Source organism: Paracoccus broussonetiae (genome assembly GCF_031854425.1).
GTDB classification, from domain to species: Bacteria; Pseudomonadota; Alphaproteobacteria; order Rhodobacterales; family Rhodobacteraceae; genus Paracoccus; species Paracoccus broussonetiae.
Genome location: NZ_JAVRQI010000010.1, coordinates 89,269 through 105,357, shown reverse-complemented (window position 1 = coordinate 105,357; position 16,089 = coordinate 89,269). Strand labels below are relative to the sequence as shown.

Sequence of the window (16,089 nt, the reverse complement as noted above, 5' to 3'; positions counted from 1 at the left end):
ATGCCTATCTCATTCGCTTGGCGGAATCAGGACGTGACGATGGAACAGAAGTTCATCGAGGTTCGCGGCGCGCGCGAACACAATCTGAAGAACGTGGACATGGACATCCCGCGCGACAAGCTGGTGGTGATCACCGGTCTGTCGGGCAGCGGCAAGTCCAGCCTGGCATTCGACACGATCTATGCCGAAGGGCAAAGGCGCTATGTCGAAAGCCTGTCTGCCTATGCGCGCCAGTTCCTGGACATGATGGGCAAGCCGGATGTGGACCATATCAGCGGTCTTTCCCCGGCGATCTCCATCGAGCAGAAGACGACGTCCAAGAATCCGCGCTCGACCGTGGGCACGGTGACAGAGATCTATGACTATCTGCGGCTTCTGTTTGCGCGCGCGGGCACCCCTTACTCACCCGCGACCGGCCTGCCGATCGAGGCGCAGCAGGTGCAGGACATGGTCGACCGCGTCATGGAAATGGCCGATGGCACGCGCGCCTATCTGCTGGCCCCGATCGTTCGCGACCGCAAGGGCGAGTACAAGAAGGAATTTCTTGAGCTGCGCAAGCAGGGCTTCCAGCGCGTCAAGGTGAATGGCGAGTTCCATGAACTGGACGAGCCGCCGACCCTCGACAAGAAATTCCGACACAATATCGACGTCGTCGTTGACCGGATCGTCGTGCGCGAGGGGATGGAGACTCGGCTGGCCGACAGTTTCCGCACTGCGCTTGATCTGGCCGATGGGATTGCGCTGCTGGAAACCGCACCCTCGGAGGGAGAAGGCGAGCCCGAGCGTATCACCTTCAGCGAGAATTTCGCCTGTCCGGTTTCGGGTTTCACCATCCCCGAGATCGAGCCGCGGCTGTTTTCCTTTAACGCGCCCTTCGGGGCTTGCCCCGCTTGCGATGGGCTGGGGGTCGAACTGTTCTTCGACGAACGGTTGATCGTGCCGGATCAGGCGCTTTCCGTCGCGCAGGGTGCACTTGCTCCTTGGGCCAAGTCGAAATCGGCATATCTGACGCAGACCATCAATGCGCTGGCCAAGCATTACGGGTTTGACCGCAAGACCCCGTGGAAGGATCTGCCCGAGAATGTGCAGCAGATGTTCCTGCGTGGCTCGGGCGACGACGAGATTCCCTTCCGTTTCGACGATGCGGGGCGCGTCTATGAAGTCACCCGCCAGTTCGAGGGGATCATTCCAAACATGGAGCGACGCCTGCGCGAAAGTGATTCGTCCTGGGTGCGCGAGGAGTTCGAGAAGTATCAGAACAACCGCCCCTGCGGCGTCTGCGAAGGGTTTCGCCTGAAGCCCGAGGCGCTGGCGGTGAAAATCGCGGGCGCCCATATCGGCAATGTCACCCAGCTTTCCATCCGCGAAGCGCTGGCCTGGGTCGAGAGTGCGCCGAACCAGCTGACGAAGCAGAAGAATGAAATCGCCCACGCCATTCTCAAGGAAATCCGCGAGCGGCTGGGTTTCCTGGTGAATGTGGGGCTGGATTACCTGACCCTGTCGCGGGCTGCGGGCACGCTGTCGGGCGGAGAAAGCCAGCGTATCCGGCTGGCAAGCCAGATCGGCAGCGGGCTGACCGGCGTGCTTTATGTGCTGGACGAACCCTCGATCGGGCTGCACCAGCGCGATAACGACCGCCTTCTGGCCACGCTGAAGGGGCTGCGCGACCAGGGCAACTCGGTCCTGGTGGTCGAGCATGACGAGGATGCGATCCGCCATGCAGATTACGTCTTCGACATGGGGCCGGGTGCGGGCGTGCATGGTGGCGCGGTGGTCGCCAAGGGAACGCCGGCCGAAATCGCCTCGAACGCGGACAGTCTGACGGGGCAATACCTGTCCGGCATGCGCGAAATCCATGTCCCGGACGAGCGTCGCAAGGGCAAGGGCAAGTCGATCAAGGTGGTCGGCGCGACCGGCAACAACCTGAAGAACGTCACCGCCGAGTTCCCGCTGGGCAAGTTCGTCTGCGTCACCGGCGTCTCAGGTGGCGGCAAGTCGACCCTGACGATCGAGACGCTGTTCAAGACCGCCAGCCTGCGCCTGAACGGCGCGCGCCAGACACCCGCCCCCTGCGAGACGATCAAGGGGCTGGAGTTGCTGGACAAGGTGATCGACATCGACCAGCGCCCGATCGGACGGACGCCGCGGTCGAATCCCGCGACCTATACCGGCGCCTATACATATATTCGCGATTGGTATGCGGGGCTGCCGGAATCAAAGGCGCGCGGATACAAGCCGGGGCGGTTCAGCTTCAACGTCAAGGGCGGGCGCTGCGAGGCCTGTCAGGGCGACGGCGTCATCAAGATCGAGATGCACTTCCTGCCCGATGTCTACGTCACCTGCGAAACCTGCAAGGGCAAGCGCTACAACCGCGAGACGCTGGAGGTCCATTTCAAGGGCAAGTCCATTGCCGACGTGCTGGACATGACGGTCGAGGATGCGCAGGAATTCTTCCGCGCCGTGCCCTCGATCCGCGAAAAGATGGATGCGCTGGTCGAGGTGGGTCTGGGCTATGTCAAGGTCGGCCAGCAGGCGACCACCCTGTCCGGGGGCGAAGCGCAGCGGGTGAAGCTCAGCAAGGAACTGTCGCGCCGCGCCACGGGCAAGACGCTTTACATCCTGGACGAGCCGACCACCGGCCTGCATTTCGAAGACGTGCGCAAGTTGCTGGAGGTCCTGCATTCGCTGGTTGACCAGGGCAACACGGTCGTGGTGATCGAACATAACCTGGATGTGATCAAGACCGCCGACTGGATCATCGACATCGGTCCCGAGGGGGGTGACGGCGGCGGGCGCATCGTCGCGACCGGCACTCCCGAGCAGGTGGCCGAGATCCCCGAAAGCCATACCGGCCTGTATCTTGGCCCCATGCTGGAAGCCGCGCGTCGCCGGGCGGCCGAGTGAGCGCGCGCATCTGGCAGCGGGCCGAAGGGGCGGGAATCGCGCTGGGCGGGGTGCTGGCGGCGGGATTCGCCTCTCCGGATTGGCCGTGGTGGGCGTGGCTTGTCGCTTTTCTTGCGCCGGACCTGTCGATCGCGGGTTATCTCGCGGGGAACCGGATCGGCGCAGTGGTCTATAACGCGGCGCATCTTTACGCCTTGCCCTTTCTGCTGATGATGCTGGGCGTGGCCGCAGGATCGACTGCACTGATTTCGGCCGGGGGGCTTTGGCTTGCCCATATCGGTGCAGATCGCGCCCTGGGTTATGGCCTGAAACTGCCAAGCGGCTTTCGCGACACCCATCTGGGTCGGATCCAGGGAACCGGTTCCGACTGAAAAACTTGGTTTCTGTCCCGTTTTGCGGCGCAGGCCCGCGGCTTGGCTGTGGTGCGGGGCAGGGCGGATCGCTACAATGTCGAACGTGGCGCCCTCACCGTTGACCCTGCCCGCGGGCGGGGCTAAAGGGGCGTCAGCCAAACCCATCGCGGGGCGCCAACCGGGTTCCTGCGAGTGAAAGGGAGCCCAACTCCAGTGGAATACCTGCTGCAAGAATATCTGCCGATCCTGGTCTTTCTGGGAATGGCCTCGGCTCTGGCGATCGTGCTGATTCTGGCCGCCGCCATCGTAGCCGTCCGTAACCCGGACCCGGAGAAGGTCAGCGCATATGAATGCGGGTTCAACGCCTTCGACGATGCGCGGATGAAATTCGACATCCGGTTCTACCTGGTCTCGATCCTGTTCATCATCTTCGACCTGGAAGTCGCGTTCCTGTTCCCCTGGGCCGTCAGCTTTGCCGGCCTGACCGAAGTCGCGTTCTGGTCGATGATGGTTTTCCTGGCGGTCCTGACGGTTGGCTTTGCCTATGAATGGAAGAAAGGGGCGCTGGAATGGGCGTGATGACCGGTGCCAACACGGCCGGTGCGGATCGTGAATTCGCCACTGCGGAACTGAACCGTGAACTGCAGGACAAGGGCTTCCTGCTGACCACGACCGAGGACATCATCAACTGGGCGCGCAACGGCTCGCTGCACTGGATGACCTTCGGCCTGGCCTGCTGCGCGGTCGAGATGATGCAGACCTCGATGCCGCGTTATGACCTTGAACGCTTCGGGACAGCCCCGCGCGCCTCTCCGCGCCAGTCGGACCTGATGATCGTCGCGGGTACGCTGACGAACAAGATGGCCCCGGCGCTGCGCAAGGTCTATGACCAGATGCCCGAGCCGCGCTACGTCATCTCGATGGGCAGCTGCGCCAATGGCGGCGGCTATTACCATTATTCCTATTCCGTGGTTCGTGGCTGCGACCGCATCGTGCCGGTCGATATCTACGTTCCGGGCTGCCCGCCCACTGCCGAGGCGCTGCTTTACGGCATCCTGCAACTTCAGCGCCGCATCCGGCGCACCGGCACGTTGGTGAGGTAAGCCATGGTCGATATTTCTGCCTTGGCCGAATTGGCCGAGCATATCTCTTTGCGCCGTTCGAACGACGTCATCTCGACCGAGATCGCGTTCGAGGAACTGACGGTCACGGCAACTCCTTCGGGGATCGTCGGGCTGATCGAGTTCCTGCGCAATGACGCGAATTGCCGTTTCTCGACGCTGATCGACATCACCGCGGTCGACAACCCGTCGCGCCCGGCGCGCTTCGACGTGGTCTATCACCTGCTGTCGATGTATCAGAACCAGCGCATTCGCGTGAAGATCCAGACCCGCGAGGACGAGATCGTCTCCAGCCTGTGCGGGGTCTTCCCCGGCGCAAACTGGTACGAGCGCGAGATTTTCGACATGTTCGGCATCCTGTTCTCGGGCCACCCGGACCTGCGGCGCATCATCACCGACTATGGCTTCCGCGGCCATCCGCTGCGCAAGGACTTCCCGACCACGGGATATGTCGAAGTGCGCTGGAACGACGATGAGAAGCGCGTGGTCTATGAGCCCGTGAATCTTGTTCAGGAATATCGCCAGTTCGACTTCCTGTCCCCGTGGGAAGGCGCGAAATACGTGCTTCCGGGTGACGAGAAGGCGCCTGAGGCGAAGAAGTGACCGCAGCGGCGCAGCATTCCTGCGCGCCACGCATCGCATGTAAGGGATGACCATGGACGGCGACATCCACAAGAACAGCTATGACGACGGATCCGTGGACGCCCTGACCGGCGAACAAAGCATCCGCAACTTCAACATCAACTTCGGTCCCCAGCACCCGGCGGCGCACGGCGTGCTGCGCATGGTGCTGGAACTGGACGGCGAGATCGTCGAACGCGCCGATCCGCATATCGGCCTGCTGCATCGCGGCACCGAGAAGCTGATGGAAAGCCGCACCTATCTGCAGAACCTGCCCTATCTGGACCGCCTCGATTACGTGGCGCCGATGAACCAGGAACATGCATGGTGCCTGGCGATCGAGCGTCTGACCGGCACGGTCATTCCGCGCCGCGCCAGCCTGATCCGGGTGCTTTTTTCGGAAATCGGCCGGATCCTGAACCACCTGATGGGTCTGACCACTGGTGCGCTGGACATTGGCGCGCTGACCCCGCCGCTTTGGGGCTTCGAGGCCCGCGAAGAACTGATGATCTTCTATGAGCGGGCCAGCGGTGCACGTCTGCACGCAGCCTATTTCCGTCCGGGCGGCGTCCATCAGGATCTGTCCCCGGATCTGCTGGACGACATCGAGGAATGGTGCGAACGCTTCCCGCGTCTGGTCGATGACCTTGATACGCTGCTGACCGAGAACCGGATCTTCAAGCAGCGCCTGGTCGATATCGGCATCGTGACCGAGGAAGACTGCCTGCAATGGGGCTATACCGGCGTCATGGTGCGCGGTTCGGGCCTGGCCTGGGACTTGCGCCGCAGCCAGCCTTACGAGTGCTACGACGAGTTCGACTTCCAGATTCCGGTCGGCAAGGCCGGCGACTGCTATGACCGCTTCCTGTGCCGCATGGCTGAGATGCGGGAATCGACCAAGATCATGAAGCAGGCCATCCAGAAGCTGCGCGCGGAACCCGCGGGCGACGTGCTGGCGCGCGGCAAACTGACGCCGCCGAAGCGCACGGACATGAAGCGCGACATGGAAAGCCTGATCCACCACTTCAAGCTTTACACCGAGGGCTTCAAGGTTCCGGCGGGCGAGGTCTATGCCGCGGTCGAGGCGCCCAAGGGCGAATTCGGCGTCTACATGGTCTCGGACGGCACCAACAAGCCGTGGCGTGCCAAGCTGCGGGCACCGGGTTTTGCCCATCTCCAGTCGATCGACTGGATGTCGCACGGTCACATGCTGGCCGACGTTCCGGCGATCATCGCCACTCTTGATATCGTTTTCGGAGAGGTTGACCGCTGATGCTGCGCCGTCTTTCCCCAATCCAGCCGGACTCGTTCGAGTTCACGCCTGCGAACCTTGAATGGGCCCGCGCCCAGATGACCAAGTTCCCGGAAGGCCGCCAGCAATCGGCGATCATCCCGATCCTGTGGCGTGCGCAGGAACAGGAAGGCTGGCTGTCGCGGCCGGCGATCGAATATTGCGCGAACCTGCTGGGCATCGCCTATATCCGCGCGCTGGAAGTCGCGACCTTCTACTTTATGTTCCAGCTGTATCCGGTCGGGACCGTCGCCCATATCCAGATCTGCGGCACCACGACCTGCATGATCTGCGGGGCCGAGGATCTGATCCGCGTCTGCAAGGAAAAGATCGCACCGTCCGCACACACGCTGTCGGCCGATGGCCGATTCAGCTGGGAAGAGGTCGAGTGTCTTGGTGCCTGCACCAACGCGCCGATGGCCCAGATCGGCAAGGATTTCTATGAGGACCTGACGGTCGAGAAACTGTCGGCGCTGATCGACAGCTTCTCTGCTGGCGAGGTCCCCCAGCCTGGTCCGCAGAACGGCCGCTTCTCGGTCGAGCCGCTGGGTGGTCCGACCACGCTGAAGGGCGAGTCGGGCGAGGCCCATAACGCCAGCGTCGCGCTGGCGGTCAAGCTGGGCGACACGATCAAGCGTATCGACGGTACCGAGGTCGAGCTGACCACGCCCTGGCTGGGCAAGGGGGACAAGACCGGTGCGGCAAAGGATGGTATGAACGGCTGACAAAGCCGGCAGGAAGGCGGAAACGATGGCACGATCGGACTGCTACAGGAATTGCTGGATCTTGGGGGCGATCGCGGGCGTGATCGTTCTTCTGTTCACCTCTGGGATCGGTGATCTCGGTTGGGCGGGCGGCCTGTTCCTGGGCTTTGTCACCTTCCTTCTGTTCGGCGCGATGATGGTCTGGCTTCTTTGCGACGAGCGGCTTGAGTTTCCGGCGACCAGAGACGGGGCGAATGCCACCGATTGGGACCGCCGGGTGGCGGATCGCCAGCCGGGGGCGCTGTTGGCCTCGGGTCCGCTGGGACCGGAAGCGCCGACCTCGCTGACGCAGATGCCGATCGTCGCAGGCGCGATGCCAAAGGACTGGAGCGAGTTCAGCGCTGGTGGCCAGAAGCCCGCGCCGAAGCCCGTGGCGGCAGCACCTGCCCCCGCGAAGGCTGAGGTTGCAGCTGCCGCCGCGCCGCAAAAGGTCCAGCCCGCGAAGCCAGCGGCCAAAAAGGCCGCACCTGCGAAACCCGCCGCGGCCAAGGCCGTGGTTGCCGCTCCGGATGACCTGAGGCGGATCAAGGGCATCGGCCGCAAGCTGTCGGTCTGGCTGAACGAGCAGGGCGTGACCCGGTTCGACCAGATCGCGGCCTGGGACGCCAAGACCGAGGCGGGATTCGCGCGCCGGCTTGGCAATCGCGGCGGCCGGATCAAGTCGGATGACTGGGTCGGTCAGGCCCGCATCCTGGCCGCCGGTGGTGAGACGGAACATTCGCGCGCGGTCGACCGCGGCGAAGCGACTTGATGCCCCGCGCGGCAAAGGATAGCCCGTCGGGCGCGACCGGAACGCGCCGGGCGGATGCGGGCCAGATGCGGCTGGTGGCGGTGGTGATCGCTGCGACGATGCTGGCATGGCTCGCCGTGCAATGGTTGGGGGGCCAGATGGGCTGGCCCGCGAAATACGCCTTTCTCGCCGATCTTGTGGCGATGGGGGCCATGATCTGGTCGCTTCTGGTGACCTGGCGGATCTGGCGGCGGCGCAATGCGCCCTCGCAGTGACAAGGATGAATTTGGGATGCTGAACGATCAGGACCGGATCTTTACGAACATCTACGGCATGGGCGATCGCAGCCTGGCCGGGGCGCGTAAGCGCGGCCACTGGGACGGCACTGCCGGAATCATCCAGCGCGGACGCGACAACATCATCAACGAGATGAAAGCCTCGGGGCTGCGCGGTCGCGGTGGCGCGGGCTTCCCGACCGGCATGAAATGGTCCTTCATGCCCAAGGAATCGGACGGGCGCCCGTCCTATCTGGTCATCAACGCCGACGAATCCGAACCCGCGACCTGCAAGGACCGCGAGATCATGCGCCACGATCCGCATACGCTGATCGAAGGCGCGCTGATCGCCAGCTTCGCCATGGGGGCGCATGCGGCCTATATCTATATCCGCGGCGAATTCATCCGCGAGCGTGAAGCGCTGCAGCTGGCCATCGACGAATGTTATGACGCGGGCCTGCTGGGCCGGAACGCGGCAGGTTCGGGCTGGGATTTCGACCTGTATCTGCATCACGGCGCCGGCGCCTATATCTGCGGCGAGGAAACGGCGCTGATCGAGTCGCTGGAAGGCAAGAAGGGCATGCCCCGGATGAAGCCTCCGTTCCCGGCAGGCGCGGGCCTTTACGGCTGCCCGACCACGGTGAACAACGTCGAATCGATCGCGGTGGTCCCGACCATCCTGCGGCGCGGCGGCGAATGGTTCGCGGGCTTTGGCCGTCCGAACAACGCGGGCGTCAAGCTGTTCGGCCTGACCGGCCACGTCAACGCCCCCTGCGTCGTCGAAGAGGCGATGTCGATCCCCATGCGCGAGCTAATCGAGAAGCATGGCGGCGGCGTCCGCGGCGGCTGGAAGAACCTCAAGGCCGTCATTCCCGGTGGTGCATCCTGCCCGGTGCTGACCGCCGAGCAATGCGAAAACGCCATCATGGACTATGACGGGATGCGCGAGCTGCGTTCGTCCTTTGGCACGGCCTGCATGATCGTGATGGATCAGGACACCGACATCATCAAGGCGATCTGGCGGCTGTCGAAGTTCTTCAAGCATGAAAGCTGTGGCCAGTGCACTCCCTGCCGCGAAGGCACCGGCTGGATGATGCGCGTCATGGACCGCCTGGTCCGGGGCGAAGCCGAGGTCGAAGAAATCGACATGCTCTTCGACGTGACCAAGCAGGTTGAAGGCCACACCATCTGCGCCCTGGGCGACGCGGCGGCATGGCCGATTCAGGGCCTGATCCGCAATTTCCGCGAGGAGATCGAGGATCGCATCAAGGCGAAACGCACCGGGCGCATGGGCGCCATGGCGGCGGAGTAAAACCGGATGGTCCGTTCCTTCCTTCAGCTTTCGGCAAGGCGGTCCCCCTCGGGGGACCCCGCGCGTTTGCGCGCCTGCCGGAACGGGAGGATCACGGATGTATCGCGCCTTGGTGAGCCGGGTGCGAATGGCCCCCATGTTATGACGAAGCGCCATGACAAGGAGGCATTTGCCATGAAACCCATCGCTGCCGCATTGATCGCCGCGACGCTTTTGACCGCTGGCCCGGCTTTCGCGCTGGAACCGCTGAGTCAGGAAAAGCATATCAACGACCGCCTGATCTCGGCCCGCATCGCAGACCGGATCCGGCGCGAATGCCCGACCATCAATGCGCGGATCATTTACGCCTATGGCGAGGCGCGCAAGCTGAAGCGCTATGCCCAGGACAAGGGCTATTCCACCAAAGAGATCGATGCCTTTCTTGACAGCAAGGCAGACAAGAAGCGCATCTATGCCGTGGCTGAGGACTATCTGACCCAGAACGGTGCGAGAAAGGGCGATCCCGAAAGCTTTTGCGCCATTGGCCGCAAGGCGATCGCCGACAAGAATTTGATCGGCAGCTTCCTGGTGGCGAAATGAAAAAGTGGATGAACCGCATCGGACTGGGCCTCATGGCTGCATCGGCCGCCGCGATGATCGCAGGGGATGCCTTCGCCGGTCCCTTCACGCCGACCTCGCAGAAGTTCTACCTGAGCTTCTCGACCTTCGCGCCCACCGACATCAAGTGCAATGCCGAGGGGCCGGGCGTGCGCACCAACGTCACCCGCAACGTGGCGGGCAAGCCGATGCTGCGTGTGACCGGAAATGCCAAGGGCGCGCTGATCACCTGCTGGCGCGCCGATGGCACCCGCTACACGACCGACGCCAACCGGCGCGTGAAATACAATACCGCCTCGCCGGTCTACGCCATGGTCTATTTCGACGGGGGGAGCGACGAGATGAGCGTCGAGATCACCCGTGACAATCTTGACGACCGTGCGCTGCCGACCATCCTGCCCCGCGCCTTCACGCGGGTGAAATGATGGATGCGGGGCACATGACCACAACGACGGCACAGAAAACCGGGCCAGCCTTCGGCCAGCATTTACATCGTGCGGAAACTGCCGGACATGGTGCCGGTCAGGCGATGCTTCGCCACCGCGACGGATAAGGAAAGACAAGATGGCAGATCTTCGCAAGCTCAAGATCGACGACAAGATTATCGAGGTCGATCCGAACATGACCCTGATCCAGGCCTGCGAGCAGGCCGGGATCGAGGTGCCGCGCTTCTGCTATCACGAGCGGTTGTCGATCGCCGGCAACTGCCGCATGTGCCTTGTCGAAGTGGTCGGCGGCCCGCCGAAGCCCGCCGCCTCTTGCGCGATGCAGGTCAAGGACCTTCGCCCCGGCCCGGATGGCGCACCGTCCGAGATCAAGACGAATTCGCCCATGGTCAAGAAGGCCCGCGAGGGGGTGATGGAGTTCCTGCTCATCAACCACCCGCTGGACTGCCCGATCTGCGACCAGGGTGGCGAATGCGACCTGCAGGACCAGGCAATGGCCTATGGCGTCGATTTCAGCCGCTACCGTGAACCGAAGCGCGCGTCCGAGGACCTGAACCTGGGTCCGCTGGTCGAAACCCACATGACCCGCTGCATTTCGTGCACCCGCTGCGTGCGCTTCACGACCGAGGTCGCGGGCATCACCCAGATGGGCCAGACCGGTCGCGGCGAAGACAGCGAGATCACCAGCTATCTGAACGAGACGCTGGTTTCGAACATGCAGGGCAACATCATCGACCTGTGCCCGGTCGGCGCGCTGGTCAGCAAGCCCTATGCCTTCACCGCCCGCCCGTGGGAACTGACCAAGACCGAGTCGATCGACGTCATGGACGCGCTCGGCTCGAACATCCGGGTCGATACCAAGGGTCGCGAAGTCATGCGCATCCTGCCGCGCAACCATGACGGCGTGAACGAAGAGTGGATCAACGACAAGACCCGCTTCGTCTGGGACGGCCTGCGCCGCCAGCGTCTGGACAAGCCCTATATCCGCGAAAACGGCAAGCTTCGTGCCGCCACCTGGCCCGAGGCGCTGGATGCCGTCGCCCGCGCGATGAAGGGCAAGAAGGTTGCGGGTCTCGTCGGCGATCTGGTTCCGGTCGAGGCTGCCTTCAGCCTGAAGCAACTGGTCGAGGGGCTGGGCGGCAAGGTCGAATGCCGGACCGACGGCGCGCGCCTGCCCGCCGGCAACCGCTCGGCCTATGTCGGCAATGCCGCGATCGAGGATATCGACAGCGCCAAGCGCATCCTGCTGATCGGCACCAACCCGCGTGAAGAAGCACCGGTGCTGAACTCGCGCATCCGCAAGGCCTGGGCTGGCGGCGCGCAGATTGCGCTGATCGGCGAGGCTGTGGATCTGACCTTCGACTATGCCCATCTGGGCACCGACCGCGCCGCGCTGGCCGACCTACTGAAACAGGACCTGGCCGACAAGGATGGCGCGCCGGGCATCGTGATCGTCGGGCAGGGCGCCTTGAACGAGGCGGATGGCGAGGCTGTGCTGGCCCATGCGATGCGGATCTGCGAACTGGGCGATTGCAAGTTGCTGGTGCTGCACAGCGCCGCGAGCCGCGTTGGCGCGATGGACGTGGGTGCGGTGACCGAAGGCGGGCTCAGCGCCGCCATCGACGGTGCCGAGGTGATCTATAACCTTGGCGCGGACGAGATCGACATCGCGGCTGGTCCGTTCGTGATCTATCAGGGCAGCCACGGCGACCGCGGCGCGCATCGTGCCGACATCATCCTGCCCGCTGCCTGCTATACCGAGGAAAGTGGCCTGTTCGTGAACACCGAAGGTCGCCCGCAGCTTGCCATGCGTGCGAACTTCGCGCCGGGCGAGGGCAAGGAGAACTGGGCGATCCTGCGCGCGCTGTCGGCCGAACTGGGCAAAACCCAGCCTTGGGACAGCCTGGCGGGTCTGCGCCGCAAGTTGGTCGAGGCCGTTCCGCATCTGGCGCAGATCGATCGTGTGCCCGCGAACGAATGGCAGGCTCTTGAACTGCGCGACATGGGCAAGGCCGGGTTCCGGCTGGCCGTCGCCGATTTCTACCTGACGAACCCGATCGCGCGCTCGTCGCCGCTGATGGGAGAGCTTTCGGCGATGGCAGCGGCGCGGAAGGCGCCCGCACTGGCAGCGGAGTGAACACTGAATGGCGAGCCGCATCGGGGGACTGCTTGGCTTTGGTCTGATCGCGTCGATGCTGGCGGGCTGCGGCTCGGATCACAGCGTCGATTCGCGGCCTCCGGCCAAGCCGCAGCAACTGAATGTCGCGGTCCTGCAAAGTGATGCGGGCGCGCCGGACAAGCAGGTGCTGACGCGTGGGCGGATTTCGACCAAGTCCGGCGACATCCTGATTCTCGAACCCGACGGGTCGGTGTCCGAGATGACGCTGGACAGTCCCGAAGGCCGCGATGCCTTTGCCGTGACCGAGGCGGATCTGGCGGCTCTGAACGACAACCTGGGGCTCGATCTGTCGGGCGTCGCCTCGCTGGGGCCGGTCAGCCCGCGTGGTCCGACCGCGCAGGAAAAGGCGCTGGCCGAGTTCAAGGCGCGGACGAAACCGATGCGGCTTGGCCTGCCCACAACCTTCAAGGCGGATCCCAAGGATTTCGAGGGGGCCATGGTCAAGGCCTATCCCAGCCGGAAGAAATCGGGGGACAGCCTGGTGGAAGTGACCGCAAATCTTCGTGGTGGGGTGGACGCCGACACGGCGTTCGCCTATGCCACATGCGCGCTGGCCAATTGGGCGGATGCGAATGGAACCCCATTCGCCCGCCACATCCGGACCCTGCGCGAAAAACGCAATGGCAAGATGGTCGTCGGTTCGGTTTTCACCCTGTCAGGGGCGAAGCCGATGGGGCTGACGGTGATGACAACGAAAGACACCTTGCAGGAATGCAAGTCGCGCGGCATTCCCGCAGCGTGATGAGAGGGACGAAAGATCATGGCTGAATTCTGGGCCTCATCCTACGGTTTCGCGCTGAGCCTGCTTCTTCAGGGCCTGGCGGTGATCGCCTTCGTCATGGGCTCGCTGATTTTCATGGTCTATGGCGACCGCAAAATCTGGGCGGCCGTGCAGATGCGCCGCGGACCGAACGTGGTTGGCCCCTGGGGCCTGCTGCAGACCTTCGCCGATGCGCTGAAGTATATCGTCAAGGAAATCGTGATCCCGGCCGGTGCCGACAAGTTCATCTTCTTCCTTGCGCCGTTCCTTTCGATGATGCTGGCGCTGTTCGCCTTTGTCGTGATCCCCTTCGACGAAGGCTGGGTCATGGCCAACATCAATGTCGGCATCCTGTTCGTCTTCGCGGCCTCCTCGCTCGAGGTTTATGGCTCGATCATGGGCGGTTGGGCGTCGAACTCGAAATATCCGTTCCTGGCGTCGCTGCGGTCGGCCTCGCAGATGATCTCGTACGAGGTCTCGATGGGCCTGATCATCATCGGCGTCATCATCTCGACCGGGTCGATGAACCTGACCGAGATCGTCCATGCGCAGAAGGGCAGCTATGGCCTGCTGAACTGGTACTGGCTGCCGCACCTGCCGATGGTCGTTCTGTTCTTCGTCTCGGCCCTGGCCGAAACGAACCGCCCGCCCTTCGACCTTGCCGAGGCGGAATCGGAACTGGTCGCCGGCCACATGGTCGAGTATTCGTCCACGCCCTATCTGCTGTTCATGGCAGGTGAATACATCGCCATCTATCTGATGTGCGCGCTGCTTTCGCTGCTGTTCTTCGGCGGCTGGCTGTCGCCCGTCCCGTTCATCGCCGACGGCTGGTGGTGGATGGTCATCAAGATGTGGTTCTGGTTCTACATGTTCGCGATGGTCAAGGCGATCGTGCCGCGCTACCGCTACGACCAACTCATGCGGATCGGCTGGAAGGTGTTCCTGCCCCTGTCGCTTGGCTGGGTCGTGCTGATCGCCATCCTTGCCCGTTACCAAGTCCTTGGCGGTTTCTGGGCCCGCTTCGCGGTCGGAGGGTAAGCCATGTATTCGAACAAGCTAGCCGAGGCATTTGCCCGAGCCAGTGAGACCGACAAGATCGAACTGGCCCATTTCCTCGCCAACAATCTCGACACGGCGGAACATGCGAAGGATGGCGCGCGGGTGCGCGAATACGTCGCCGCATTCGACCGCTTCGCGGCACCCAGGAAAGGGGAGCAATTCTGATGGCCTTCGATTTCGCGCGGGCGACCAAGTATTTCCTCATGTGGGATTTCATCAAGGGTTTTGGCCTTGGGATGCGCTATTTCGTGTCGCCCAAGCCGACGCTGAACTATCCGCATGAGAAAGGCCCGCTGTCGCCTCGCTTCCGGGGCGAGCACGCGCTGCGTCGCTATCCGAACGGCGAAGAACGCTGCATCGCCTGCAAGCTTTGCGAAGCGGTTTGCCCGGCCCAGGCCATCACCATCGACGCCGAACCGCGCGAGGACGGCAGCCGCCGCACCACGCGCTACGACATCGACATGACGAAATGCATCTATTGCGGTTTCTGCCAGGAAGCCTGCCCGGTGGATGCCATCGTCGAAGGCCCGAACTTCGAATATGCGACGGAAACCCGCGAAGAGCTGTTCTATGACAAGCAGAAGCTGCTTGCGAATGGCGAACGCTGGGAAGCCGAGATCGCCCGCAACCTGCAACTGGATGCGCCCTACAGATGAGTGATGCGTTCACCAAGCTTTTCGCGCAGATGATGGCCTCGAGCCAGGAGATGGCGCGTGCGTGGAACCCCGCGCTCGAACATTTCGACATGCGTGCCGTTGAAAAGCTGGTGCCCATCATGCCGGCCGACATGCTTGAGATGTGGTTCGGCAAGACTTTCAACCGCGAGGGGCTAGACGCGAAGACGCGCCTGCTTCTCACCATCGGCGCGATTACCGTTCAGGGCGCGCTGGCCGAGCCGCAGCTTCGCCTGACCATCCGTCAGGCGCTTGCGGCCGGTGCCACGAAACGCGAGATCGCCGAGACGATCTTTCAGATGAGCATGTTCGGCGGGCTGCCTGCGATGCAGAAGGCACTCGAGATCGCCAAAAGCGTCTATGCCGAGGAGGACGAGGAATGATGACCTTCGCTTTCTACCTGTTTGCGATCACCGTCTGCATAGCAGGCTTCGGGGTCGTGATCGCCCGCAACCCGGTCCATTCGGTGTTGTGGCTTATCCTTGCCTTCCTGTCCGCTTCCGGCCTTTTCGTCCTGCAGGGTGCCGAGTTCGTCGCCATGCTGCTGATCGTCGTCTATGTCGGCGCGGTCGCGGTGCTGTTCCTGTTCGTCGTCATGATGCTTGACGTCGACTTCGCGGAATTGCGGGGCGAGCTTGCGCGGTCCTTGCCGCTGGCGCTGATGATCGGGATCGTCCTGCTGGCGCAGCTGGCCATCGCCTTTTCCGGCTGGGCACCTTCGGACGCGGCCGAAGGGCTGCGCGCCGCGCCGATCCTTGCCGATGTCCATAATACGCAGGGCCTGGGCATGGTGATCTATGACCGCTACCTGCTGAACTTCCAGATCGCCGGCCTGATCCTTCTGGTCGCGATGATCGGGGCGATCCTGCTGACCATGCGCCACCGCCGCGACATCAAGCGCCAGAACGTGCTGGAGCAGATGTGGCGCGATCCGGCGAAGACCATGGAAATGAAAGACGTGAAGCCGGGGCAGGGGCTTTAAGCCCGTCCCGCTGCGACCGAA

Annotated in this window: 19 protein-coding genes; all 19 read left to right on the top strand. The window is 63.2% G+C overall.

Features of this window, described 5'->3' with window-relative positions; all coding sequences use genetic code 11:
- The first annotated feature begins 39 nt into the window (after positions 1 to 39).
- The 19 genes from uvrA (at position 40) to RM190_RS13970 (ending at position 16,068) form a co-directional block, all read left to right on the top strand.
- Entirely contained in the window at positions 40 to 2,904 is a 2,865-nt protein-coding gene (uvrA, locus tag RM190_RS14060) for an excinuclease ABC subunit UvrA (RefSeq protein ID WP_311760085.1), read from the top strand.
- Positions 2,901 to 3,275: a DUF4260 domain-containing protein gene (locus RM190_RS14055; RefSeq protein ID WP_311760084.1), complete on the top strand. Its 375-nt coding sequence runs from the start codon at positions 2,901 to 2,903 to the stop codon at positions 3,273 to 3,275. The genes uvrA and RM190_RS14055 overlap by 4 nt, the downstream gene beginning before the upstream one ends.
- A gap of 195 nt (positions 3,276 to 3,470) precedes the next feature.
- Positions 3,471 to 3,836, top strand: a complete 366-nt coding sequence (locus tag RM190_RS14050; protein WP_311760083.1) for an NADH-quinone oxidoreductase subunit A — start codon at positions 3,471 to 3,473, stop codon at positions 3,834 to 3,836.
- On the top strand, positions 3,827 to 4,360 hold the full coding sequence (locus RM190_RS14045) for a NuoB/complex I 20 kDa subunit family protein (protein WP_172645167.1): 534 nt from the start codon (positions 3,827 to 3,829) through the stop codon (positions 4,358 to 4,360). The genes RM190_RS14050 and RM190_RS14045 overlap by 10 nt, the downstream gene beginning before the upstream one ends.
- 3 nt (positions 4,361 to 4,363) lie before the next feature.
- Entirely contained in the window at positions 4,364 to 4,981 is a 618-nt protein-coding gene (locus tag RM190_RS14040; RefSeq protein ID WP_311760082.1) for an NADH-quinone oxidoreductase subunit C, read from the top strand.
- Positions 4,982 to 5,033: 52 nt separating this feature from the next.
- Positions 5,034 to 6,272, top strand: a complete 1,239-nt coding sequence (locus RM190_RS14035; protein ID WP_311760081.1) for an NADH-quinone oxidoreductase subunit D — start codon at positions 5,034 to 5,036, stop codon at positions 6,270 to 6,272.
- The gene (gene nuoE / locus RM190_RS14030; RefSeq protein ID WP_311760080.1) at positions 6,272 to 7,015 is read left to right on the top strand and encodes an NADH-quinone oxidoreductase subunit NuoE; all 744 of its coding nucleotides are present in this window, start codon (positions 6,272 to 6,274) and stop codon (positions 7,013 to 7,015) included. Before RM190_RS14035 ends, nuoE begins: the two co-directional genes overlap by 1 nt.
- A gap of 25 nt (positions 7,016 to 7,040) precedes the next feature.
- Complete coding sequence (locus RM190_RS14025) at positions 7,041 to 7,805, top strand: hypothetical protein (RefSeq protein ID WP_311760079.1); 765 nt, start codon at positions 7,041 to 7,043, stop codon at positions 7,803 to 7,805.
- Positions 7,805 to 8,059, top strand: coding sequence for a DUF5337 domain-containing protein (locus RM190_RS14020; protein WP_311760078.1), 255 nt, complete (start codon positions 7,805 to 7,807; stop codon positions 8,057 to 8,059). The genes RM190_RS14025 and RM190_RS14020 overlap by 1 nt, the downstream gene beginning before the upstream one ends.
- A 16-nt stretch (positions 8,060 to 8,075) precedes the next feature.
- Positions 8,076 to 9,371, top strand: coding sequence for an NADH-quinone oxidoreductase subunit NuoF (gene nuoF / locus RM190_RS14015; RefSeq protein ID WP_311760077.1), 1,296 nt, complete (start codon positions 8,076 to 8,078; stop codon positions 9,369 to 9,371).
- 174 nt (positions 9,372 to 9,545) lie between these two features.
- Positions 9,546 to 9,950 carry a DUF5333 domain-containing protein gene (locus RM190_RS14010; RefSeq protein WP_311760076.1) on the top strand — a complete coding sequence of 135 codons (405 nt, stop codon included), beginning with the start codon at positions 9,546 to 9,548 and terminating at the stop codon, positions 9,948 to 9,950.
- An 8-nt stretch (positions 9,951 to 9,958) separates the two neighbouring features.
- Entirely contained in the window at positions 9,959 to 10,393 is a 435-nt protein-coding gene (locus RM190_RS14005; RefSeq protein ID WP_311760075.1) for a hypothetical protein, read from the top strand.
- A gap of 139 nt (positions 10,394 to 10,532) precedes the next feature.
- Positions 10,533 to 12,551, top strand: coding sequence for an NADH-quinone oxidoreductase subunit NuoG (nuoG, locus tag RM190_RS14000; RefSeq protein ID WP_311760074.1), 2,019 nt, complete (start codon positions 10,533 to 10,535; stop codon positions 12,549 to 12,551).
- Between the two features lie 7 nt (positions 12,552 to 12,558).
- On the top strand, positions 12,559 to 13,335 hold the full coding sequence (locus RM190_RS13995) for a hypothetical protein (protein WP_311760073.1): 777 nt from the start codon (positions 12,559 to 12,561) through the stop codon (positions 13,333 to 13,335).
- Between the two features lie 18 nt (positions 13,336 to 13,353).
- Positions 13,354 to 14,391: an NADH-quinone oxidoreductase subunit NuoH gene (gene nuoH / locus RM190_RS13990; RefSeq protein ID WP_311760072.1), complete on the top strand. Its 1,038-nt coding sequence runs from the start codon at positions 13,354 to 13,356 to the stop codon at positions 14,389 to 14,391.
- A gap of 3 nt (positions 14,392 to 14,394) precedes the next feature.
- On the top strand, positions 14,395 to 14,577 hold the full coding sequence (locus RM190_RS13985) for a hypothetical protein (protein WP_311760071.1): 183 nt from the start codon (positions 14,395 to 14,397) through the stop codon (positions 14,575 to 14,577).
- Positions 14,577 to 15,068, top strand: coding sequence for an NADH-quinone oxidoreductase subunit NuoI (gene nuoI, locus RM190_RS13980; protein WP_011748524.1), 492 nt, complete (start codon positions 14,577 to 14,579; stop codon positions 15,066 to 15,068). The genes RM190_RS13985 and nuoI overlap by 1 nt, the downstream gene beginning before the upstream one ends.
- Positions 15,065 to 15,469 carry a carboxymuconolactone decarboxylase family protein gene (locus RM190_RS13975; protein WP_311760070.1) on the top strand — a complete coding sequence of 135 codons (405 nt, stop codon included), beginning with the start codon at positions 15,065 to 15,067 and terminating at the stop codon, positions 15,467 to 15,469. Before nuoI ends, RM190_RS13975 begins: the two co-directional genes overlap by 4 nt.
- Positions 15,466 to 16,068, top strand: coding sequence for an NADH-quinone oxidoreductase subunit J (locus RM190_RS13970; RefSeq protein WP_311760069.1), 603 nt, complete (start codon positions 15,466 to 15,468; stop codon positions 16,066 to 16,068). The genes RM190_RS13975 and RM190_RS13970 overlap by 4 nt, the downstream gene beginning before the upstream one ends.
- The last annotated feature ends 21 nt before the right edge of the window (positions 16,069 to 16,089 follow it).